We start from the raw sequence: 24,041 nt of genomic DNA, 5'->3' as shown, positions 1-24,041 counted from the left end.
TACGATCCCGTAGTTTGTCGTAGTTTGTAGTAACTTTGACAGAAAAACCTTAATCTCCGATGTGTCTGGAGATTGATTAGGTATATAGAACTTGTTTGGTCTTCAAATGAAAGGGTGTAAATGATGAGGAACATCGAAAAATATAGAAATGCCTTTATTAATGTGTTGGAACTAGAGGAAGATGAAGTAGTTGAGAATTTAGTCTTAGCAGAATCAGCAGAATGGGATTCAATCGCACATATGGCGCTCATTTGTGAGATTGAGGATGCATTTGATGTCTCATTAGATTCAGAATGGATGACGGAATTCAATTCTTACCAGTCTGGAATTGAGCTATTGGAACGTTCGGGAGTGAACATTATTAATGAATAACTTCAAAAAAATGGAGCAGTTTGGGAACCGCACAGCTGTATATGCAGACCGAGAATATTCATACTCAGAAATGGTAGAAATATCGGATGCCATCTGCGGTAATGTGGGTGAAAGAACGCTCGTTTTTTGTTTGTGCTCAAATAATAAAGAGTCTTTATTTGGTTACGTGGGCTTTATTAGAGGTGGCGTTGTCCCCGTTCTTTTGGATGCATCCATCCATATAGATCGGTTACGAAGACTGGTTCATCTTTATAAGCCTGCATACATCTGGGCAAGTAGTAATAATCAAGATCTCTCAAAGACAATGGATTCTTCCTTTGTATATGGAGATTACACATTATATAAATGTCCTACCCATTTTCAACATAATCTTCATGAACATCTTGCTTTACTCTTAACAACCTCTGGAAGTACGGGGAGCCCCAAATTTGTTCGTTTAAGCTATGAAAATATTTTTGAAAACGCTGTATCAATAGCAAAGTACCTTGATATCCATGAAAACGAAAAACCGATCACTACACTACCAATGAATTACTCCTACGGGCTTTCAATTATTAACAGCCATTTCGTATGTGGAGCCACCGTCGTTGTAACGGGGGCTTCTATAATGAGTAAGGATTTTTGGAATTTATGTAAGGAACAGCAAGTCACAACTTTTGGTGGAGTTCCTTTTGTGTATGAGATGCTTGACAGGATGAAGTTTGAAGAGCTTAGTCTGCCAAGTTTAAAAAAACTAACTCAAGCAGGTGGCAAATTGAACGAAACGCTATCTCGCAAATTTGCTAATGTGTGTAATCAGAAAGGGATTCAGTTTTTTACCATGTATGGTCAAACGGAGGCGACAGCCCGGATGACCTATCTACCCTATGAGAAAAATCTTGAAAAAGCAGGGAGTATCGGTATTGCTATTCCAGGTGGAGAGCTATTCATTCAAGATGACAAGGGAAACAAAATTACAGCACCTCATTTGACAGGTGAATTGATATACAAAGGGCCTAATGTTTCCTTAGGGTATGCTGAATCGTTATTCGATCTTTCTAAAAAAGATGAGAATAAAGGTGTTTTGCGTACAGGAGATATGGCTTACTTTGATGAGGATGGGTATTTCTTCATATCAGGACGCATTAAAAGAATGATAAAAGTGTATGGAAACCGCATCAGTCTTGATGATGTAGAATTGTTTTTACATGAGCATGGCCACGATTGTATCTGTGCTGGAAGTGATGACCAAATGTATATCTACACATTAAGAGATGATTATGTTCAGATAAAAAAAATAGTCAAGGAAAAATTAAACTTGAAGGGCTTTAAGATTATGAGAATTGAGGAAATCCCACGGAATCACTTTGGAAAAATCCTCTATTCAAACCTCCCTAAACTTGGCTAATTTAAAGTTGGTGATCTCTATGACCGACCACCATCTGTTCAACGTGTTGCAATGCCATTTATGCATAATTTCTAGTTCGTTTTATCAGAAAAAAATATAAGGTAATTTTTTATCAGGTGATTGAATGACTTTTATATCAATTGAGTTTCTTCTATTTCTCGCAATAACCGTTTTGTTGAATTATATAATCCACCATCGATTGAGATGGGTTCTTTTATTGGTTGCAAGTTATGTGTTTTACGCTAGTTTAAGTATTCAATTTATACTATTACTGTTAATTAGCACAGCTTTTACTTATTTCACTGGAATTTTCATTGAAAAACAGGAGACCAAAAAACAGAAGAAAAAAGCCATGATCGTTGGTATTTCTGTATTGTTGTTTTTTCTTGGTTGGTTTAAATATTTTAATTTTGTGAATGAATCGCTTCGGTCGTTGGCGACATCCATGGGTTGGAATTATGCGATACCCTACCAAGAGATTGTTCTGCCATTAGCCATTTCATTTTATACATTTCAGGCTGTAAGTTATCTTGTGGATATTTTCTATGGAAAGCAAAAAGCTGAAAGACATTATGGTTATTTTTCGGTCTATTTTGCATTTTTTCCACAACTGGTTGCAGGGCCGATTGAACGTGCCAAAAAATTAATTCCACAATTGAAAGTCGAACAGCGTTTAAACTATGAAAATTTAGTATATGGAATGAAGAGAATCGCATGGGGTTTTTTTAAAAAGACATTGATTGCAGATCGACTAGCTCCAATCGTTGCTAGTGTTTACGATAGTCCTAACCCGTCTGGTTCTGAAATCGTACTAGCTACTATCTTATTCTCGATTCAGTTATACGCTGATTTTTCAGCATGCAGTGACATTGCCATTGGTAGCGCCAGAATGTTGGGAATCAATTTAACTGAAAACTTTAAGCAGCCGCACTTTGCCGTTTCGATTGCAGATTTTTGGAGTAGATGGCATATAACGCTCTCCACATGGCTTAGGGATTATATTTTTTTCCCGTTAGGTAAGAGGAAAAAGAAGAGAAGCGAAATTTATTTTGCCATTGTGATTACTTTTTTAGTAAGCGGCATATGGCACGGAGCCGCTTGGACTTTTGTATTATGGGGTCTCATTCATGGGTTTTATCGCGTGTTTGGAGATGCAACGAAATCTTATCGTGAAAGTATGGCTTCGTTTATTCGATTGGATAGAACTCCAGTGCTTCATAGGTGGTTGAAGATTGCAATAACCTTCCTTCTAGTCTGCTTTTCTAGAGTTTTTTTTCGATCGGATACCGTAGCACAAGCATTTGATCACGCAAAACTTTTCTTGAGCATCAGCTCTTGGAGCCCGGTGGGAATGGTTAAAGCTTTTGAAATTTTTCCGTTATTTGATCTGTTACTTTTTATTTTTTTCTTTATTATTCTACAACTGTTTCAATATATAGAAAGAAACAATGGTTCTGCATGGGAATTTCTATCAAAGCGCTCCACATTTACTAGATTGGCATTTTATATTTTTCTTATTTTTTCAGTTCTTATATTAGGTGTTACAGAGAATGGATTTGTTTATGGTGGATTTTGATACAACAACTTCCATGTGTAGTTTAGGTGAAGATTTGATAAAAGATACACGGTGTTGAAAGGATTTGCTATGTTACGTTTATTCATCAAGTTAACAATTATCATCGGTGTTGTTATCCTACTTTTTATGCCGATCAATCAATTTGTTAAGGATTCATATGATTACAATATTGATCATGACATACTGGCATTTAAGAAACAACCACATCCTGTTGATCTCATCAATCTAGGTGCATCTCATTCGATGTATGGTTATTATTTTAAGCCCACTGGTTTGTCCCATCTGGACTTAGCGCTTCCTTCTCAGACCATTCAATACGACTCTAAATTGTTGAAAGAGTATGGTGAGCATCTTAAACCTGGTGGTGTCGTTCTCGTTTCCATCTCTCAAATGACTTTCGCCAATTCTGAGGCTAAGAACATTGGGAACTATTATAGAGTTTTAGATCGTAGTGATATTGAACCGTATAATATCATTGATTATTACACTTACTTGAATTTACCTGGGACAAATACTGGGAGTCTTAGCTCTGCAATCACGGGTAAACTAAAAGACTTAAGATGGAATTCTCATCAACCTTGGTCAAATAATGGTAAAGATTATTCAGAAAGAAAATATGAGAAAATAGAAGAACAGTACCAGGAAGCAATAGAAAACAATAACATTGAACCAAATGTAAAGCAGTTAGAAGAAATTGTAGATTATTGCAGCGATAAAGGCTACCAAGTCGTGTTGACCATGGAGCCTGTTCATCAGTCTTATCAAAAATATTTCAATAAAGAAGTTATGAATAGACTTGTTTTTCAGCATTTAGAAGCTCTAAATCTAGATGTTCCATTGTTAAATTATATGAGTGATCCAAGATTCGTAAACAAGCAAGAATATTTTATCGACCCCGATCATTTAAACAGTGAGGGCAGAAAAAAGTTCTCTTGGATCGTATACGAGGAACTGATGAGAATGGGCTATTTAAAAAAGGATTGAATCAAAGTTGAATTAAACATGAAACATTTAAATAACTTTAAAAGTTAATAAAGGTGCAGACCTGCAGGTTAGAAGGGCAGGGACGAAAAAGAAGACAATATATTTTTGTACGAATTGTATTGATATCATAATCATCGAGAGGCTTTTTTGTACATTTGTAAATTTCCATAAATTATAAATGTGCAGTGATTGATATTGAGTGAACAATCATGATATAAGAGTAAAAGAATATTTATTTTACCGGGATTTTGAAGTTGCATTATAGTGAGAGGATTTGAGCATCAATGATAGATAATTTTTGGCGTGATCTGCCGCGTCCGTTTTTTGTACTTGCTCCAATGGAGGACGTGACAGATGTGGTTTTTCGTCATGTTGTAAGTAAGGCTGGGCGACCGGATGTGTTTTTTACGGAGTTTACAAACTCAGATAGCTATTGTCATCCAGAGGGATTAAAAAGTGTTCGCGGCCGTTTGACGTTTACAGAAGATGAACAGCCGATGGTGGCACATATATGGGGAGATAACCCTGAATATTTCCGTAAAATGAGTATTGGCATGAAAGAGATGGGCTTTAAAGGAATCGACATTAACATGGGCTGCCCAGTACCGAATGTCGCACAAAGAGGAAAAGGAAGTGGCCTTATTCTACGTCCAGATGTAGCGGCTGAATTAATTCAGGCGGCTAAAGCTGGCGGACTACCTGTTAGTGTGAAAACACGACTTGGGTTTAAAGAGATCGATGAGTGGGAAGCGTGGCTTACGCATATTTTAGAGCAGGATATTGCAAACCTTTCTATCCATTTACGCACAAGAGAGGAAATGAGTCTTGTAGATGCTCATTGGGAGCTTATTCCTGAGATTAAAAAGCTGCGTGACAAAATTGCACCAGATACGTTACTAACGATCAATGGAGACATTCCGGACCGTCAAGTAGGGCTAGAGCTTGCTGAAAAATACGGAATTGATGGTGTTATGATCGGACGAGGAATCTTTAAAAATCCTTTTGCTTTTGAAAAAGAGCCAAGAGAGCACAGCAGCAAAGAATATCTTGATCTGTTAAGACTGCAGCTTGATCTCCAAGATCAATACGCGGAAGAAGTGCCGCGTTCTATCACAGGACTTCACCGCTTTTTCAAAATCTATGTAAAAGGATTCCCAGGAGCGGCAGAATTACGCAATCAGTTGATGAACACAAAATCAACGGATGAAGTGAGAGCGTTGCTAGATCAAATCAATCATTAATAACTTTTAAAAGAATAAAGAAATAGATTGAAAAACAGTATGAGACCTTGTGGGTACATGCTGTTTTTTTGATTTGAATCCATTAAATTCATCAAGAGGTAATTTATGTTAAGGTGAAGCTAACAATTGCTAGATCAAATACAAAAGGGAGGTACGTTCATGAAAAACAATCGGAAGTTGTTAATCATTGTTGTAACCGTTCTGCTCGTTATAGTATCTGCTTGCGGAAATTCAACTGATTCGTCAAATGGATCAACGGATAACGAATCAAAAAATGATAAATCAACTCAAAAATCAGGTGCAGATATTTCAAATAAAGATGATATTGAAAAAGCTTCAGGAAGTGATCATACTAATGAAAAGGTAGATATGTCTCAGAAAGATGCTTCTGAAAATAAGGAAAGTACAAAAGAAAAATATCTTCAAAAATGGGAAGAGATGAAGAATAAAGTAGCAGAGATGAGAAAGAATCCACTAGATGATACAACATTCGCTTTGAAGAAAGTGGAAGGCGATGCATACGAACTATTAGATGACTTGTTAAACGAAATTTATGGAGTACTAGAGAAGCAACTCAATAAAGAAGAGATGAACCAATTAAGAAAAGAACAACGTGAATGGTTAATCAATAGGGAAAATATAGCTAAAAAGGAATCTCTTAAATATGAAGGTGGTACATTGGAGCAATACGAATATGTAAGAACAATAAACAATCTTACAGAGAAGAGATGCTTTGAATTAATTGAGAATTATATGAAGTAATAACTGGGTCTAAAAGTAACTCCACCAGGTGTATAAGAGGAAGGTGACAGCTTCTGTAGAATTATAGATACATTCATGGAAAAGCAAGGAGGAGTTACGTTATGAAATTACTGTTTGCAATCAGCAATTGGCTTGTCCAACATATTAACGAGCGCCTCATGTATGCTTTTGTTAATCACGCCTCCAGATGTGAACCCTTTGTATACCTACTGCCATGTACGGACATCCCTGGGTGGGACCAGGCGTGAAAGCTTGGGAGTTCATCACCGGGAAAGAGGAAAATCCTATGGTTAACCTAGGTTGGAAGTCAGTTGGTGTGCTCGAGCTTACTGCGCTGCCAAGCATAGACAAAGAACGCTGGGTACCCCTCGTAAAGGAGACCGACGTCTTTTTAGTTTCGGGCGGAGACGCTCTTTACCTGTATCATTGGATGCAGCAGTCGGGGTTAGCAGAGATATTACCATCGCTTCGCGCAGTATATGTGGGAATGAGTGCAGGTAGTATGGTGATGACACCTAGGATTGGGAAAGATTTCGTTGGCTGGACTCCACCGAGCGGTGAAGATCAAGCACTTGGATTCGTCGATTTTTCAATCTTTCCACATGTTGATCACGAGATGCTGCCAGAAAACACTATGGCAGCTGCAGAACAATGGGCTGCTGAGATTAATGGACCAGCATATGCTATTGATGATGATACCGCAATCAAAGTAATTAATGGTGAGACTGAAGTAATTTCTGAAGGACATTGGAAACTGTTTTAGTTTTGGATGTATTATTCTGCTAGCTCGTTGAATGTCATTTGTGTATCTGTTTTTTTAAACGAAGAATAGAGGTTTTAATATGGAAGCCAATAAAAGATGGCTTTCTATTCCTAAAGAGATTAGAAGTCAGCTTATTAATAATCTTTTTTGTACGAATTGTTCAGGCGTCACAACGATTGAAAATTTTACGATAGAAGATGCTTCATTTGGAGTTGTTCTAAAAGGCAAGTGTAAGGAGTGTGGACATGGAGTGGCAAGGGTTATTGAATCTGAATAGTACTACTTGTTCACCCTCATCATCGAACATTTCTAGTGTTAGTCACAGTTAATTTGGCTTGGAATGGTCAGTATGGATCTATAAAACCTTATAAAACCGTTACTAAAAAGTGAAACCCTCAGGAACTTAATCCTGAGGGTTATTTCTATTAAAACAAGTCCGTAATTTTTATCAAAATATTCTAAGAATTACAACTTTTTTAAATACATTGTAATAAGTCGAAATACTTACTATAATACTACTTAATAGAAAGACAATTGTCTTTTTCAGGTGGATGATATTTGTCCTGCTTCAATTGTCCTATCAGTTTAAGGGGTATCCTTGCTACAGGTTTATTCAGATGAACAGCTTTACAATTCTAACTAGATTGGTGATGACATCTATGAAACGTATACTGAAAAAGTGGAATCAGTTAAGTCTTGTTAAACAGATCATTATAGGATTGATTGTTGGTATTATCCTAGCTGTAACGATTCCGCAAGCAGCAAAACCTGTTATTATTTTTGGCACTTTATTTGTAGGTGCACTAAAAGCAATCGCACCTGTTTTAGTATTATTCTTGGTTATGTCGGCGATCGCGCAACATAAAGCGGGCCATCAGACGAACATGAAAGCCATTATTTTATTTTATCTTATAGGTACATTCTTAGCTGGATTAACAGCTGTTATTGCAAGTTTTATCTTCCCTGTAGGTCTGACTCTTGGTAAGGGAGCTGAAGGGGTTACCCCTCCGGGTGGTGTTGCTGAAGTACTAAAAACGCTGCTGATGAACGTTGTTGATAATCCATTCAACGCTTTGGTTAACGCGAATTATATCGGTATCCTGGCATGGGCAGTGCTTTTAGGACTTGCTTTAAGAAGTGCACAGGAAACGACAAAAACGATGATTTCAAACGTTTCGGACGCTGTAGCTAAATTGGTAACATGGGTCATTAAGTTAGCACCTCTAGGAATCATGGGACTAGTCGTTGAATCAATTACGTCAAACGGTATTGAATCATTATTGGGTTATAGCAAGTTGTTAGGACTTTTAATTGGTTGTATGTTATTTGTTGCCTTGGTTGTGAATCCACTTATTGTTTTCGCAGCAATCAGACAAAATCCTTATCCGCTTGTTTTCAAATGCTTGAAAGAAAGTGGAATAACAGCATTCTTCACACGTAGCTCTGCTTCCAATATTCCTGTTAACATGAAGTTATGTGAGAAGCTTGGTTTGGACAAGGATAATTATTCTGTATCCATCCCATTAGGGGCGACGATCAATATGGCAGGTGCTGCGGTTACGATTTCTGTTTTAACGCTTGCAGCGGTTCATACACTAAACATTCAGGTTGATCTCGGAACAGCTATTCTACTAAGTGTTTTATCCGCTGTGTGCGCGTGTGGAGCTTCAGGGGTTGCTGGTGGATCGTTATTATTGATCCCTCTAGCGTGTAGTCTGTTCGGTATTCCAGGTGATGTGGCGATGCAAGTAGTTGGTGTTGGCTTTATCATCGGTGTATTACAAGATTCTTTTGAAACAGCATTAAATTCATCAACAGACGTACTTTTTACAGCAGCTGCTGAGTACAAAGAGTGGCGTAAAGAAGGAAAAGAAATTAACATTCAAAAAGCAGCATAATAGATGGCACCTGAGACGTTGTTTAGCGTTGAAGGTGCCTTTTTGTTGCCGTATTTTCTCGTTTAAAGGAATTACTATTATGTGTATGGAATGACTTAAGTGGTTTTATTATAAAAAAATCAGGAGGTTACTCATGGGAAGATTAGTGCATTTTGAAATTCATGTGGATGATATGGAGCGGGCAATGAAGTTTTACGGTGAGGTGTTTGGCTGGTCATTTCAAGATTGGAGTGAATTTGCTGGAATGCCTTATTACGGTGCAGTGACTGGGGACGACAAAGAAATGGGTATCAACGGTGCTTTGATGCAAAGACAGAGCCCGCCGCCTGAACCGAACCAAGCATTAAATGGATATGCATGTACGATGGGTGTTGAAAGCTATGATGAAACAGAAGCCAAGATTTTAGAGCAAGGCGGAAAAGTAGCGATGCCGAAGTACGCACTGCCCGGAATGGCTTGGCAAGGATACTACATAGATACAGAAGGCAATATTTTCGGCATTCATCAGCCTGATGAGAATGCAAAATAGATAATAATGGTGAAGACAACGCTAGTATATTGGCGTTGTCTTTTTTTGCGGCTGTTAAAAACCCCCTTAGTTAAAAAAGTACAGACGATGTTAATAAAGTGCTAATGATAGCGCTTTCAAACCCTCTTTTTCCGTAGCTATAATTATCTTGTAAGTACTTTTTAAAGGGGGAACTAATGATGAAGAAAAGTAAATTACTATCTCTGATGCTTGCTGTTGTCATGCTTATGCTTGTTGCAGCTGGTTGCAGTGACAGCAATAGTGAGGTAAGCGTGGGGATCGTCTTACCTACGAAAGATGAGCCTAGATGGGTGCAGGACGAGCAAAGATTTAAGGATGCTTTAAAAGGAACGGATTACACGACTGAGATTCTGTTCAGCCAAGGATCTTCTGCAAAAGAAAAAGAAAACGTTGAAACATTGATCAACAAAGGAATCGATGTTCTTATCATCTGTCCACAAGACGGTGATGCAGCAGCTGCGGCAGTAGAAGCAGCGAAAAAGGATGACATCACGGTTATCGCGTATGACCGTTTGATCACGAATACAGACGCGGTTGATTATTATGTAACGTTTGACAGCTTGGCAGTAGGTGCTGCACAAGGTCAATACTTGATCGACAACGCTAAAGGATCTAACACACCGCTTTACCTTTATGCTGGAGCGGCTTCTGATAATAATGCATTTTTATTCTTTGAAGGAGCTTGGAAAGTACTTCAACCTAAGATTGCTGATGGGACATTCAAAATCGCTAACTCTAGTGAAGCTGAAGCTTTAAAAGATAAAGCTGAACTTTCTCGCGATGAGCTGAGCAAGATCATCGGCCAAGTAACAACGAACTGGGACGCAAACGAAGCGAAGAACAAAGCGCAAACACATTTGACAGCTGCTAAGGCAGACTTGAAAGGTGATGTTGCGATTCTAGCTCCAAACGATGGAACAGCTCGTTCGATCGCAGATGTATTTGGATCAGACAGCGCGGTTTCTAGCTACCTCGTAACAGGACAGGATGCAGAGAAAGCTTCTATCCAATATGTGATTGATGGCAAACAATCGATGACTGTATTTAAGGATGTTCGTACACTTGTTAAGGATGCAATGGGAATGGCAGTTGAGATCCTTGATGAGAAGAAGCCAGAAACAACAGGTTCATACGACAATGGAAACGTGGAAGTAAAAGCAAAACAAACGAACGTAATCGTTGTAAACAAAGACAACGTTAAGAAAGAACTAATTGATTCTGATTATTATAAAGCCGACGATTTTACAGGGCTTGAATAAGAAAATAGCAGGACGAGAAATAGTGATAGATTCTACGTCTATCACTATTTTTCACAATGAAGACAGTGGAGTGGCTAATTGGAGGGATCATGATGAGCGGATATATTTTGGAGATGAACGAGATCTCCAAATCGTTTACCGGAGTGAAAGCGCTCAGTAATGTAAATTTTAAAGTAAGAAAAGGCGAGATACACTGTTTGATCGGGGAGAACGGAGCAGGGAAATCCACGCTGATGAAAGTGCTAAGTGGGGTTTATCCTTATGGAACGTATGAAGGAGACATCGTGTTTGAAGAAAGTGTTCAGCAGTTCAATAAGATTAGTGACAGTGTTCAAACCGGCATCGTTATCATCTATCAGGAGTTAGCTTTATTTCCGGATCTCACGGTTTATGAAAATATTTTTGTTGGAAACGAAGTTAAACGTGGAAACTTGGTGGACTGGAATCAGACGATTGCCGAAGCAAAGAAAATGCTGAAACGGGTTGGGCTCGACGTGAATCCTGAAACACTTGTGAAGGACTTGAGTGTAGGAAAGCAGCAGTTGGTCGAGATCGCCAAAGCGTTAAGTAAGGACGTTAAGTTGCTTATTTTGGATGAACCGACTGCCGCACTGAATGAGGATGACAGCGAGAATTTGTTAAAACTCCTAGGTGAGCTTAAGAAACAGGGCATCACGAGTATTATGATTTCACACAAGCTAAAAGAAGTCATATCGATTGCTGATCAAGCGACGGTCCTGCGTGATGGCAAAACAATCTGTACGCTCGATGCTTCTAAAGGAGAAATATCAGAGAACATGATCATAAAAAATATGGTCGGACGGGATATTGATGATATTTATCCGAAGAGACCAGATAAAAAGATCGGTGAAACAATACTCGAACTGAATGATTGGTCTGCTTATAGTACCGAGCTTGGCAGACATGTGTTAAGAGACATCGACTTTCATGTGAAAAAAGGTGAAATCGTTGGAATCGCTGGGCTTATGGGCTCTGGACGAACAGAGCTTGCACTAAGTGTGTTTGGAAATCCGAAAAATTATAAACTAGAAGGTCAACTAAAAGTATTAGGTGTGGAAAAAACGTTCAAGCATACGAGTGACGCGATTAAGTCAGGCATCGCTTATGTAACAGAAGACCGAAAAGGTGACGGACTGTTCCTCATTCAAGATATTAAGAACAATATAACGGCTGCAAATCTTAACGAAGTCGCTGATAAGGGCATCATCAACGAGAATGAAGAGGTAAAAAGAGCAACAGAATACAAGAGGTCCATGTATATTAAAGCATCCTCACTAGAGCAAACGGTCGGTAACTTGAGTGGAGGAAATCAGCAGAAGGTATCACTCGGGAAGTGGTTGTTCGTTGGGCCGAAGCTATTGATTTTGGATGAGCCTACTCGTGGTATCGATGTAGGTGCCAAATTTGAGATCTATACGATTATGAACCAATTAATCAGCGAGGGTATGAGTATTATCATGATTTCTTCTGAACTTGGTGAAGTGCTGGGAATGAGTGATCGTGTCTACGTCATGGCTGAAGGAAGAATGAAAGGCGAGCTGCCGATTGAAGAAGCCAATCAAGAAAACATCATGCAGCTTGCAACGCAATAGGGGGTTAACACATGGGATTTATTAATGAAGCAAGAATGTTAGTGAAAGAGAATATCCGTGATTATGGGATGTATATCGCTCTGTTTGTGATTATGCTTACCTTCTCCATCATGACGGATGGGCTGTTCATGTCATCACGTAATATTAGTAATCTATTAGATTCTACTGGTTATATCGCTGTACTCGCAGTAGGAATGACACTTGTTATCGTTATTCGTCATATCGATCTATCTGTCGGGTTCGCAGCAGGATTTCTTGGTGCGATCGCGGCCATTCTTTTAACAAAGATGGGGCTGCCTATCTATGTGACAATTCCGGTGATTCTGGTGCTTGGAATACTTATTGGTCTGTTTAACGGTTTGTTGATCGCCAAATACGCCATTCCTTCGTTCGTAGCCACGCTTGCGGGGATGTTGATCTTCCGCGGTGCGCTTTTACAAGTAACGGAGAAAACAGGAACAATTATTATCAAAGACGATGCGTTCAACGCGATCGGCAACGGATTTATTCCTTCTCTTATGATCGTTAACGGCTTGCATCTTTTATCTTTAATTCTAGGTCTACTATCGATATTATTGTACATTTATAGCGAGATCTCTACACGTCGGAACAAGATTAAATATCAGTTCGACGTTGTATCTAAAGGGATATTTACGTTTAAACTCATTTTTGTTTCAGCGATTATCGCCTATGTAACTTGGATCCTAGCAGGTTATAACGGCTTTTCTTGGACCGTTGTTATTATGCTTCTTGTCGTTGTAGCGTATCATTTCTTAACGACGAAAACGGTGCTTGGCCGTCACATTTACGCAGTAGGAAGTAACCCAGAAGCTGCACATCTCAGCGGAATCAATGTAAATAAAATTACGTACATGGTGTTTGGTTCTATGGGAATGCTTGCTGCACTCTCTGGTATTCTTTTTACTTCGCGTCTTCAATCGGCTACGACAACAGCAGGAACACTATTCGAACTTGATGCTATTGCAGCAGCATACGTGGGTGGTGTATCGTCAGCCGGTGGTGTCGGAAAAGTAACGGGTGCCATCATCGGTGCCATTGTTATGGCTTCCTTATCAAGCGGGATGAACCTTCTTGGGGTTGGGGTTTCCATGCAGTACATGATTAGAGGTGGCGTGTTAGTTGCAGCAGTATTGTTTGATGTGATGACACGTAAAAAGAGAGGATAAAACTTAAACTCGTAGTTCGTTGAAAGTGGAGACATCGTGATAAAAGATGTCTTCACTTTTTTAACTCTTATACGTTTTGCATATACCTAAATTGGAAAATAGGTAAGCGTTTGCATCAAGTTTCTTATGATAAAATAAGATTAGTAAATTATCGGAAAAAAAGGGGATACTTCACTTGCGCAAAGCTGGGATAATCTTTCTAAGTTTCATATGTATCTTCCTCAGTTATTTAACGTTTATAACGGCACAAAAAGCGTTTCAATCTGATTGGAAACTACCTGCAGCATCTTCTCAGAAAGAAGATCGTTTTCGTATTGTTCTTATTACTCAAGAGTTAGATACGCCTTTCTGGGATAAGGTTGGAAAAGGTGCGGAACAACAAGCTCAAAAAAGTGGAGCAAGTTTTGAAGTATGGGGAAGCTACGGCAAGAACCAGGATGATTTTCTGAAGAAGCTTGAAATTGCTATTCAGTCAAAAGTAGACGGCATTATTGTACAGGGACTTGATACAGATCGTTTTAAAGAATTAACGAAGGTTAAAGCGGCGTTTTATGGCATTCCTATTATTACGGTAGGTAATGACGTACCTAAAGCAGAAAGTCTCCGAAAAACATACGTAGGTTCTAATCAGCACTTAGCGGGAATGATGATCGCTAAACTCATGTTGTCTGACATGGGGCAAGAAGGGCAAGTGATTTTATTAAGCGATAGCCAAAAGGAGTATTATCAGGAAGAGCGGCTTTCAGGCATTAAAGAAGTGCTTCAAAGCTTTCCTAACGTAAAGACGGTTTATGCAGAAACACCTGAGACGAGAGAGCAAGTTATTGCAAAAACAAGAGACCTTTTGAATCAATATCCCGATACGGACGGATTTATTGCCGTGAACGCTAATACGGCTGGGGCCATGATTCAGGAGATTGGTAGACGCGGACAGGTAGAACCCTATTTTATTTATTCTTTTGATGATGGATCTGAATCGATCACATTACTTAATCAAAAGAAGTTGGATGGTGTGATTGAGCAGTCACCTGAGATGATGGGGAGAAAAAGCGTAGAGGTTTTAATGCAGTGGCTGAAGAACGAAACCGTTCCTCTTGATGCGGATGGTTATTCCAGTGAAATTCGAATGATAAAGGCGATGGATGATAGATGAACAGAATACAAAAAAAAATATGGATGCTCGCATCAGTCGTTCTGATCATCATGGCTATTATTTGGATAGCGCTTACCTACTATAATCAAAAAACGCAAAATCAATACAATGACATTCTGCAGCGATACTTGAGCATGAATGAAGTTACAAGCAGCAGTCAACAAGTGGTGACAGATCTCAATAATTACTTGCTAGATCCCTCTGAAGAAAATGTAGATAAACTCAATCAAAGCAAAGTAAAACTTAACGAGGCAAAAGGGGAAATCGGAAAGCTAAGAAACTCTGAAAATGAATTTGCACTCATGAATTATATGAATCTTATTGATAGTTTGATTGAAACAACAGACCGCTCTCTTATGTTCTACGAAGAATCTGACACCGAGACCTCAAACAAAGAATTCACCGAAGCGACGCGTCTCTCAAAATATATTTCAGAAATGACCCTTACCTTGATCGACACAGAGCTGAAGACCTATGACGTTTTTTACAGAGGGATTATAGATCAGTCTGCAGAGTTTAAGAAACTAGGGATCTGGCTGATGCTTCTTATTACCCTTTTGTTACTCGTAATTACGTATTGGTTTAGTTTAAGTATCACAAGACCTGTGCAGCAGTTAACACGTGCAGCGAACGAGCTGTCTGCGGGAAAGTTTGATAAAGAGATCAAAGTTGAATCGAATGATGAGATCTCATTTCTTGCTCAAACCTTTAACCGAATGCGCATCAATATTAATAATCTGTTTCAGGAAATACAGCAGAAGGCGCAGCTTGAGCATGAATTGCAGCAAAACAAGCTTCTGTTGCAAGAGAGTCAGCTTAAGAATCTACAAAGTCAGATCAATCCGCACTTTTTATTTAATACGCTGAATACGCTCTCAAAAAAGGCCTACTTGGAAGGATCAGAAGAAACGAGTGATTTACTTGTAAGTGTGGCTGGTCTCTTGAGGTACAACTTAAAGTGGTTAGATAAATCCGTTACGCTTCAAGATGAAGTGATGGTGATTCAGCAATATATGAACATTCAAAAAGCAAGGTTTACTGACCGGCTGACGTTGCACCTCGATATTGATCAGTCTTGTTTAGAGGTTCAACTTCCTGGCTTGACTCTGCAACCCATAATTGAGAACGCCGTGATTTATGCAGTTGAACCAAGAGAAGATGGCGGACAGATCTGGCTTCGAATTATAGATGACGATAACATGGTGATGATTGAAGTGGAGGACGATGGCCCTGGTATTCCTGAGAATATTAGGAGACAGATTTTAAACGGTGAGCTGATCGAGACGAATCGTGCTTCAACAGGTATAGGGTTTACGAATGTTGTGAAACGGCTCCGACTTTTTTATGGTATGGAAAACTTGATGGATATTCAAAGTGAGATGGGTGAAGGAACGAAGGTGTTAATAAGAATTCCTAAGAAGAGGGAGATGGAACAGCATGCTCAAACTCTTGATCGTTGATGACGAGCAGATTGAACGAGAAGGGCTACAAGTGATTCTGCAGAAGGCATTTCCTAATCTCGAGATTCATCAAGCGAAAAATGGGAAGGTCGCTGTACAAGTTGCGGCGGAATTAAAGCCTGACTTAGTGATGATGGACATTCAGATGCCAGGAATGAACGGACTAGAAGCAATTCAGCAGATTACATCCACGAATCCCTTTATTAAGTTTGTGATGATTACAGCTTTTGATATGTTTGATTATGCACGTCAGGCGATCAAACTAGGGGTGAAGGATTACTTATTAAAGCCAAGCAGAGTGAGTGAGATCGAGGAGACGGTCGGGAAAGTCTTAATGGAAATTGCAGAGGAGCGCAGATCTCTCAAGGTTTTGGAAAGTACGTTACCGCTCGTGGAAACAGATGTTGTCACACAGCTGTTATTCGATCATGTACATGACGTCCATTTGGATATGCTTGTTGATATGCTCGACATTTCTTCCACTCATGAATCATTTGTGATGAGTATTCTACTTCCACAAGGGGGAGAAAACCTATATTCGTTGATCAAAGAAAAGGTTAGGAAATCGGCGAGTGGGTGGGTTGGAGCATTGTATGGCCACCAGCTTCCTATTATCGTTTTTCGTAAACCAGACTGTTCGTTCCGTTCTCAAGCCATTTCTCTTGCAAAAGATATTCTCTCACTGCAAAAAGTAAATTCAGATGATGGATGGTTTATCGGAATCGGAAATGTGTGTCATTCTTTAGATCAAGTTCGGCAGTCCTATCAAGAATCTCTTATTGCTACGATGGATTCCTCCTTGCCTGTTAAATATCGCTTTTATCATGATGTTCCAGTGCTTGGGAGTACAGAGGACAAACCTCAATCCAAACAGCGTGAAAAACAGTTCTTAGATGAGATTAGGTTAGGAAAGTGGACTGAAGTTCATAAGAATGTAATGGATCTCATCAAACGGTGCGAGAATGAGGCGGTGGATTTGCTCCAAACGCAGCAGCGTGTTCTCGAATTGCTCTGGGTCACAGCAAGAGTGATGAGCGAGATGGGAGTGGAGACAGAAACGCCTTTCTTTTCCTATCAATCTCAAGATTACCGTCAGCTTCGTTCTGAATCAGAACATTTATTAAAACAGATGCGGACTTCATACGAAGAGCATTATGAACAGCTTGAGGCCGATACGATTCATCAGATCAAACAATATATCGTAAAGCATTCGCATGAAGACATCTCTCTTGAGACGTTAGGAAGAAAAGTGGGGATGAGTCCTATCTATATCAGTAAGATGTTTAAAGAAAAACTAGGAATCAACTATATTGATTTTCTGACAGAATGCAGGATTGAAAAGGCGAAGAAACTGATGGCAGATCCAGAAAAAAGCTTAAAAGAAATCACGTTTGAGGTTGGATATCACGAACCTAACTATTTCAGCAAAGTGTTCAAAAAAATGGTTACGCTTTCACCTACAGAATATCGTAGAACTGTTCTTGGAAAAAAAGGATGAAGGTACGTAAAGGAGTATCATTCATGAGAAACATTATAAATCGTGTATGCCTCGTCCTGTTATTCATAGCCATGATATGTGCTTCCGGATGCGACAAAGACAGTAAGAGTAATGAGACACTTGGAAAAGCGATTTCTTCTAAAAGTGAAAAAGTGGGCAGTGAGACAGCGGAAGAGGAAAAGATTAAAATCGGTTTTTCCATGGATACGTTATTGGAAGAACGGTGGCTTAAAGACAAAGAACTCTTTAAAAAAGCCGTAGAGAATCTTGGGGCAGAAGTAGAGATACTTGCGGCCAACGGTGATGATTCTTTGCAGATTGCACAGGCTGAAACACTCATCCAAAATGAGGTTGACCTTCTTGTCGTTGTTCCTCATAACGCTGAAGCTATGGCGGCGATCGTAAAAAAAGCACATTCAGCAGGGATTAAGGTGATGGCATACGACCGCCTAGTCAAAAATGCAGACCTTGATATGTACGTATCTTTTGACAACGAAAAGGTAGGCGAGCTTCAAGCTCGAGCGATAACAAAGCTCGTTCCGAATGGAAAGTACGTGTATATAGGAGGAGCTGAAACGGATAACAATGCTCATCTGTTCAAAAAAGGCGTATTCCGAGTTCTGCAGCCTCTAATAGATAAAGGGGTTATCACGGTCGTGTACGATCAATGGTCCAAAGACTGGACGCCTGCTAATGCTTTTAAAAATATGGAGTCAGCGTTGAAAGCTAACAACAATGAGATTCATGCGGTAATTGCAGCAAACGATGCTACTGCGGGTGGTGTCATACAAGCGCTTGAAGCACAAGGGCTCGCAGGGAAGATTCCGGTAGCTGGACAAGATGCCGAACTTGCTGGCGTGCAGCGGATCGTGCGTGGAACTCAAGTGATGACGGTATATAAACCGATTCAGGCTTTATCAGAGAAAGCTGCAGAATTGGCAGTGAAGATGGCAAAAGGCGAAACGATAAAAACAGAACGAAAGATAAACAACGGTAAAATGGAGGTTCCTTCTGTTTTATTATCACCGATTGCGGTTGATAAGGGGAATCTTGAAGTAACGATTTTTCGTGATGGATTCCATTCTAAAAGTGATGTTTATCAGAATCAGCAATAAATCAGTCTCCGTGATCTTCATATGGCTCGGGGCTTTTTTGTTGAATAAAGATTGTGTCATTCCCGTCAGGTGCCCATAACATGTTAGTAAACGATATCTAAGGAGCATGTTATGTATAACCATTACAATTATAGAGTAACTCCGAGTGTTGTTGCGTTTGCTAAGGGAGATGTGACTGGAGATCGTGTACCAGATGATGTATACCTAACAGGTACGAAGAGTCAGGACAGCCCATTTATTGAGAACATTACGCTTTTTGTGAAGAATGGGAGAACAGGTTCACAAACAAGAGTGCCTCTTTCTGACAATGCTGGATACAATCCAACTTTGTTTCTGGGAGATTTTACAGGTAACGGTGTTTCAGATGTGTTGGTCAGCATCAATTCGGGTGGAAGCGGAGGATTCATGTACCATTATGTGTACTCGTTTATAGGGAACACACCACAAGAAATGTTTAATTTCAACGCTTACAATGCTGCTTATGAATATGATGTGATCTACGAGAATAACTACAAAGTTCGAGTGGTAAGTAAGCGTAATAGAAAAACGTATATCATTGATATCTCTCTGAGAGACAAAGAGTATTTAAATGAAATATATGATGTGAACGGAAAGCTAAAGAAACCAATTACCGGCTTTGTAAATCCATTAAGCGGTCTATATCCAATCGATTTTGATTCCGACGGAGTTTACGAGCTTTCTGCTTATCAAAAGATCGCAGGGTTATATAACGCAGACGCTCTAGGGTATGTAGTCAATACGCTAGGATGGAGTAACAACCGGTTTGTTCTTCAGAATCAATACGTAGCGATTTCTGGAACATAATAAAAGAGATCTAGCCTTTTGAAAAGGTTAGATCTCTTTCTCTTTTTGTTTAAGCATTCATGCTATAGATCGTCCATGACAAGTAGGTAGCAAACGAACTCCAGAGAAGATAAGGGATGAGCAGCCATCCTGAAACTTTTCTTAAACGACTCGCATAAATGACTAACAGTAAAGTCGTCACTGCAATCAATAGTGCGTCGATGCTCGCTGCGAACAAATCTTTTTGTGTAAATTGAAAATATCCGAAAGCTTGGTTGAATACATAGTTGACAGCGAATAAAATCCAAAAGCCGATTGGTTTAAAACCGTATTGATTGTAGATAAGTGTAGCTGATAGTGCGATTAAAAAGAACAAAACAGCCCATATAATACCAATTGTTTGTCCTGACGGCGTCCATGATGGCTTGTTCAGTGCATCATACCACTCGCGGTCGATTGGAAACAGAAAACTGGAAACATAGAACAGAGCAAAGATGATGACAAAGACTGCAATACTGGATTTTTTCATGCGTTACCTCCTGGGTTGTAGTGGGATTCGTGTAAGCAATTGTCTATATTTCTTAGAAGTATACTGTTCCCTTTTTAAATTATTCTTTAAACCAGAAGCGTATTTTTTGCATTTGGAAACAGAGGGTATTATTATAATAGTTACTTTAAAAAAGAAAGTCATAATTCGGGCTATTTCATAGTTAGTAATGTATGTGGTTGATTTCCGTTCCAGAATGCTCGCTTTCCGGGGGAGTGCGGTGAGCCTCTTAGCGCTCTGCGCTGTTAAGAGTCTCACCTGTCACTCTGATCCCCCAGGAGTCTCGCATCTTGCACTTCAATCAACATTCATGGAAGAAAAAAGATAAAAGCAAAAACGACTTGAAGAGCCCAATAAAAATAAGAGGTGGAAGACAAACATGATGAATAAAAAATATGCACCATTGTTTGAATCTTATCGTTTTAAAAATGGAGTTGAACTTAAGAACCGTGTTGTCATGGCACCGATGACAAACTTTTCTTCAAATGAAGACGGAACTGTAACAGATGAAGAAATTCGCTACTACGAGCGCCGTTCTGAAGGTGTTGGAATGGTGATCACAGCTTGTACGAATGTTACGGCTAACGGTAAAGGATTTCCGGGAGAGTTCGCTGGAGATACGGATGAAATGATTCCGAGTCTTCGTCGTTTAGCTTCTTCCATAAAAGCAAAAGGATCAAAAGCGATTCTACAAATCTTTCATGGTGGTCGTGAAGTACCGCCTGAGCTTGTTCCGAACGGAGATGTTGTAAGTGCGAGCAATATTCCTTCAGCTGAAGGAAAACCTGTGCCACGCGAACTGACTTCAGAAGAAGTATCTTCTATCATTCGTGATTTTGGTGAAACCACTCGACGAGCGATTGAAGCGGGTTATGACGGTGTTGAGATCCACGGTGCGAACGGCTATCTGATTCAGCAGTTCTTTTCGCCACACGCTAATCGCCGTGAAGACCAATGGGGCGGCTCATTAGAAAAACGTATGGCGTTTCCTTTAGCAGTTGTAGATTCAGTGAAAAAAGCAGTTGCTGAATATGCAGATGACTCATTTATCGTAGGCTACCGCTTCTCACCAGAAGAACCTGAAACACCAGGAATTACGATGGCTGATACGTTAGCACTCGTCGATGCACTCAGTGCTAAGAAATTAGATTATCTTCACGTTTCGGTAATGGATTTCTGGTCTGAACCTAGACGAGGAGTTGAAGATACACGTTCACGCATTGAGATTATTAACGAAAGAGTGGGCGGTCGTGTACCTGTTATGGGAGTAGGTTCAATCTATACAGCAGATGATGCGATCAAAGCATTAGGATCAGGAGTACCTTTGATTGCTCTAGGTCGTGAATTAATCATCGATCCAGATTGGGTACAAAAGATCGAACAAGGGAAAGAGTCTGAAATCGTAACGAAACTTGATAAAACAAAGCAAGATGAACTAGTAGTACCAGATCCGTTGTGGAACGCGGTATTGAATGCACCAGGTTGGTTCCCAGGAGTTTAATAAAAGATATAAGAAAAAGCAGGAGCTGATCCTGCTTTTTTATTTTGTAAACACAACAAAGTTTACTTTCAACAGGTGTGGGAAGAGATAGAGTAGACATAAGACTGGGAGGCAGATTGAATGAGTAAAACTATATTTATAACAGGCGCAGGAAGTGGATTAGGAAAAGGTGCCGCAATCGGACTCGCTAAAAAAGGGCACGCAATCATCGCCACAACTGAAACGACATCACAAAAAACAGCCCTTTTAGAAGAATCTAAGGATCTAGGTCTTGATATTGAGGTGTTCAAACTTGATATTACAAATGAACGAGATTTAAAACAAATAGAGAAATATGACTTTGATATATTTGTAGCAAATGCAGCGATCAATGAGGGTGGCCCATTAGCCGAAGTTCCGATGGACCGTGTTCGTGCACTATTTGAAGTTAACGTATTTGCTACGCTAGAATCCGTTCAGCTAGCAGCGAAAAAATTCGTCGAGAAGCGTAGCGGGAAAATTATCTTTTTAAGTTCTATGGCAGGTATATCAGCGACACCATATGTTGGCCCGTATACGGCAACAAAGCATGCGATTGAAGGAATTGCTCAAACGATGCAGGCTGAGCTTCAAGAGTTCGGTGTAAAAGTGGCAACCATCAATCCAGGTGCTTATGCAACAGGCTTTAATGATCGAAGTGCAGAAGAAAAATACAAATGGTATGACCCCGAAAAGAATTTTACAAGAAGAGAAGATATGAAGAAGCAAGAAGAGAAGCTGAAGAATCAATATGATCCAGAGGACATGATCGAGAAAATGATTGAGATCATCCCAGCTGAGCAACACCATTTCCGAACTGTTCACCCACAGGAAGTAGAAGAACAGTTAAAGAAAACGGAGAAAGAACGTTGGGAAATGAAAATATAAAGTAATCAACATCTGAGGAGACCCTGATGAAAAGTCAGGGTTTTTTGAGTTTTGTTTAAGAAAATACTATAGTTAGATACATATATAACGGGATAGTAGGGATGTTGGAATATGAAAAAAATAATTGTTATCGGGTCCGGAATTTTAGGAGCGTCTACCTCTTATCATCTTAGTAAATTTGATATAGACGTTCTATTAATCGATAGAAAAGATAGTGGACAAGCGACAGATGCAGCAGCTGGCATCGTGTGTCCGTGGCTATCTCAGCGTCGTAACAAAGCTTGGTATCAGTTAGCAAAAGGCGGAGCGCGGTATTATCCTGAACTCATCAAGATGCTCGAGGAAGACGGTGAAATCGATACGGGTTACAAACGGGTAGGCACACTGAGTTTACATGCAGATCCTGACAAACTTAAAAAAATGGCAGAACGCGCTCTGAAACGTAGAGAAGAAGCGCCAGAAATTGGTGAGATCACGATTCTTTCTCCTGAAGAAACGAAGAAACGCTTTCCGCCTTTATCCGATGATTTCGGATCGGTCTTCGTAAGTGGTGGTGCTCGTGTAAACGGAAGAGCGATGCGTGACGCTTTGTTGAACGGAGCTAAGAAAAACGGAGTGCAAATCCTCCAAGGAAATGCGCGCCTGCTTCATGAAGGAAACAAGGTTTCTGGTGTTTCTGTTAACGATCAAACCATTCTCGCAGATCAAATTATCATAACAGCAGGAGCATGGTCGAATGAGATCTTAAAGCCACTGGGAATTAACTTTAAAGTAACGCCACAAAAAGCACAGATCATCCACTTGGATTTGCCTAAAACAGATACAGCTGATTGGCCAGTGGTGATGCCGCCGACAAATCAGTACATCCTCACTTTTGATGATCGTGTCGTTGTAGGAGCAACACATGAAGATGAAGCGGGTTTTGATAAACGAGTAACGGCAGGCGGTATTCATGACATACTCTCAAAAGCCTTAGCTGTTGCACCTGGTCTTGCAGAAGGATCACTTCTTGAGACGAGAGTAGGCTTTCGTCCGTTCACGCCAGGTTTTTTACCTGTTATCGGGCAACTTCCTAATTTTGATAACATCTTGGTCGCGAACGGCCTCGGTGCATCAGGGCTTACAAGTGGACCATACTTAGGAGCTGAACTTGCGAAGCTTGCATTAGGAAAGTCTACAGAACTAGATATATCTAACTATGATGTATCTGGTGCTATTGAATAATAAAAAAAGACAACTTTCACTTAAGTGAGTTGTCTTTTATTTAAGCTTTTTCTAAAAAGTTGTCGCTGTTAAAATGATTTTTACTCTTCTATGCAAGTTGATTGAAGAGTAAGGTTGCCGACTCCTATGGGACGAGCGGTCAGGTGGAGACTCCTAAGGGCGCAAAGCGGCAGTACGAAAAGTGAAAGTGACTCGTTCAGCCCCGACAAGCAAAAGGTAAATGGGCTTGGAAGGCGTACTT

Annotated in this window: 21 protein-coding genes and 1 pseudogene; 21 read left to right on the top strand and 1 reads right to left on the bottom strand. The window is 39.8% G+C overall.

Annotation, left to right across the window (positions count from 1 at the left end; all coding sequences use genetic code 11):
* Positions 1-123: 123 nt before the first annotated feature.
* The 18 genes and pseudogenes from IHV12_RS19310 (at position 124) to IHV12_RS19225 (ending at position 19,643) form a co-directional block, all read left to right on the top strand.
* On the top strand, positions 124-372 hold the full coding sequence (locus IHV12_RS19310; protein WP_137791400.1) for a phosphopantetheine-binding protein: 249 nt from the start codon (positions 124-126) through the stop codon (positions 370-372).
* Positions 365-1,759 (top strand): AMP-binding protein, encoded by a 1,395-nt coding sequence (locus IHV12_RS19305; protein ID WP_197191934.1) that lies wholly within the window; start codon positions 365-367, stop codon positions 1,757-1,759. Before IHV12_RS19310 ends, IHV12_RS19305 begins: the two co-directional genes overlap by 8 nt.
* A gap of 124 nt (positions 1,760-1,883) precedes the next feature.
* Positions 1,884-3,335, top strand: coding sequence for an MBOAT family O-acyltransferase (locus IHV12_RS19300; RefSeq protein WP_197191933.1), 1,452 nt, complete (start codon positions 1,884-1,886; stop codon positions 3,333-3,335).
* Positions 3,336-3,404: 69 nt separating this feature from the next.
* The gene (locus IHV12_RS19295; RefSeq protein ID WP_197132291.1) at positions 3,405-4,319 is read left to right on the top strand and encodes a hypothetical protein; all 915 of its coding nucleotides are present in this window, start codon (positions 3,405-3,407) and stop codon (positions 4,317-4,319) included.
* Between the two features lie 284 nt (positions 4,320-4,603).
* Complete coding sequence (locus IHV12_RS19290; RefSeq protein ID WP_197132293.1) at positions 4,604-5,560, top strand: tRNA dihydrouridine synthase; 957 nt, start codon at positions 4,604-4,606, stop codon at positions 5,558-5,560.
* Between the two features lie 159 nt (positions 5,561-5,719).
* The gene (locus IHV12_RS19285) at positions 5,720-6,322 is read left to right on the top strand and encodes a lysozyme inhibitor LprI family protein (protein WP_197132295.1); all 603 of its coding nucleotides are present in this window, start codon (positions 5,720-5,722) and stop codon (positions 6,320-6,322) included.
* Between the two features lie 196 nt (positions 6,323-6,518).
* A pseudogene (locus IHV12_RS19280) lies at positions 6,519-7,085 on the top strand (Type 1 glutamine amidotransferase-like domain-containing protein); the annotation flags it as partial.
* A 79-nt stretch (positions 7,086-7,164) separates the two neighbouring features.
* Positions 7,165-7,362, top strand: a complete 198-nt coding sequence (locus IHV12_RS19275; protein WP_197191931.1) for a hypothetical protein — start codon at positions 7,165-7,167, stop codon at positions 7,360-7,362.
* 382 nt (positions 7,363-7,744) lie between these two features.
* Positions 7,745-8,983, top strand: a complete 1,239-nt coding sequence (sstT, locus tag IHV12_RS19270; RefSeq protein ID WP_197132302.1) for a serine/threonine transporter SstT — start codon at positions 7,745-7,747, stop codon at positions 8,981-8,983.
* Between the two features lie 133 nt (positions 8,984-9,116).
* Positions 9,117-9,512, top strand: coding sequence for a VOC family protein (locus IHV12_RS19265; RefSeq protein WP_197132305.1), 396 nt, complete (start codon positions 9,117-9,119; stop codon positions 9,510-9,512).
* Between the two features lie 176 nt (positions 9,513-9,688).
* Positions 9,689-10,792: a sugar ABC transporter substrate-binding protein gene (locus tag IHV12_RS19260; RefSeq protein ID WP_066390871.1), complete on the top strand. Its 1,104-nt coding sequence runs from the start codon at positions 9,689-9,691 to the stop codon at positions 10,790-10,792.
* A 92-nt stretch (positions 10,793-10,884) separates the two neighbouring features.
* On the top strand, positions 10,885-12,405 hold the full coding sequence (locus tag IHV12_RS19255) for a sugar ABC transporter ATP-binding protein (RefSeq protein ID WP_197132307.1): 1,521 nt from the start codon (positions 10,885-10,887) through the stop codon (positions 12,403-12,405).
* Positions 12,406-12,416: 11 nt separating this feature from the next.
* Entirely contained in the window at positions 12,417-13,592 is a 1,176-nt protein-coding gene (locus IHV12_RS19250; RefSeq protein WP_197191930.1) for a sugar ABC transporter permease, read from the top strand.
* Between the two features lie 175 nt (positions 13,593-13,767).
* Positions 13,768-14,745 (top strand): sugar ABC transporter substrate-binding protein, encoded by a 978-nt coding sequence (locus IHV12_RS19245; RefSeq protein ID WP_197191929.1) that lies wholly within the window; start codon positions 13,768-13,770, stop codon positions 14,743-14,745.
* Positions 14,742-16,205 (top strand): sensor histidine kinase, encoded by a 1,464-nt coding sequence (locus tag IHV12_RS19240; protein WP_197191928.1) that lies wholly within the window; start codon positions 14,742-14,744, stop codon positions 16,203-16,205. Before IHV12_RS19245 ends, IHV12_RS19240 begins: the two co-directional genes overlap by 4 nt.
* On the top strand, positions 16,183-17,703 hold the full coding sequence (locus IHV12_RS19235; RefSeq protein ID WP_197191927.1) for a response regulator: 1,521 nt from the start codon (positions 16,183-16,185) through the stop codon (positions 17,701-17,703). Before IHV12_RS19240 ends, IHV12_RS19235 begins: the two co-directional genes overlap by 23 nt.
* Positions 17,704-17,726: 23 nt before the next feature.
* Positions 17,727-18,818 (top strand): D-xylose ABC transporter substrate-binding protein, encoded by a 1,092-nt coding sequence (xylF, locus tag IHV12_RS19230; protein ID WP_197191926.1) that lies wholly within the window; start codon positions 17,727-17,729, stop codon positions 18,816-18,818.
* 111 nt (positions 18,819-18,929) lie between these two features.
* Positions 18,930-19,643 carry a VCBS repeat-containing protein gene (locus IHV12_RS19225; RefSeq protein ID WP_197191925.1) on the top strand — a complete coding sequence of 238 codons (714 nt, stop codon included), beginning with the start codon at positions 18,930-18,932 and terminating at the stop codon, positions 19,641-19,643.
* A 49-nt stretch (positions 19,644-19,692) separates the two neighbouring features.
* Here the strand turns inward: IHV12_RS19225 and IHV12_RS19220 are convergent, their stop codons facing one another.
* Positions 19,693-20,151 carry a TspO/MBR family protein gene (locus tag IHV12_RS19220; protein WP_197191924.1) on the bottom strand — a complete coding sequence of 153 codons (459 nt, stop codon included), beginning with the start codon at positions 20,149-20,151 and terminating at the stop codon, positions 19,693-19,695.
* 397 nt (positions 20,152-20,548) lie between these two features.
* Here IHV12_RS19220 and IHV12_RS19215 point away from each other — a divergent pair, with 397 nt between their 5' ends.
* From IHV12_RS19215 to IHV12_RS19205, 3 genes are all read left to right on the top strand, one after another.
* Entirely contained in the window at positions 20,549-21,670 is a 1,122-nt protein-coding gene (locus tag IHV12_RS19215) for an NADH-dependent flavin oxidoreductase (protein ID WP_197191923.1), read from the top strand.
* Between the two features lie 120 nt (positions 21,671-21,790).
* Positions 21,791-22,576 (top strand): SDR family oxidoreductase, encoded by a 786-nt coding sequence (locus tag IHV12_RS19210; protein WP_197191922.1) that lies wholly within the window; start codon positions 21,791-21,793, stop codon positions 22,574-22,576.
* A gap of 111 nt (positions 22,577-22,687) precedes the next feature.
* Positions 22,688-23,800 carry an NAD(P)/FAD-dependent oxidoreductase gene (locus IHV12_RS19205; protein ID WP_197191921.1) on the top strand — a complete coding sequence of 371 codons (1,113 nt, stop codon included), beginning with the start codon at positions 22,688-22,690 and terminating at the stop codon, positions 23,798-23,800.
* Positions 23,801-24,041: the final 241 nt, after the last annotated feature.

The organism is Fictibacillus sp. 7GRE50 (genome assembly GCF_015903875.1).
Taxonomy (GTDB): domain Bacteria; phylum Bacillota; class Bacilli; order Bacillales; family Fictibacillaceae; genus Fictibacillus; species Fictibacillus phosphorivorans.
This window is presented reverse-complemented; position numbering and strand designations above follow the sequence as displayed.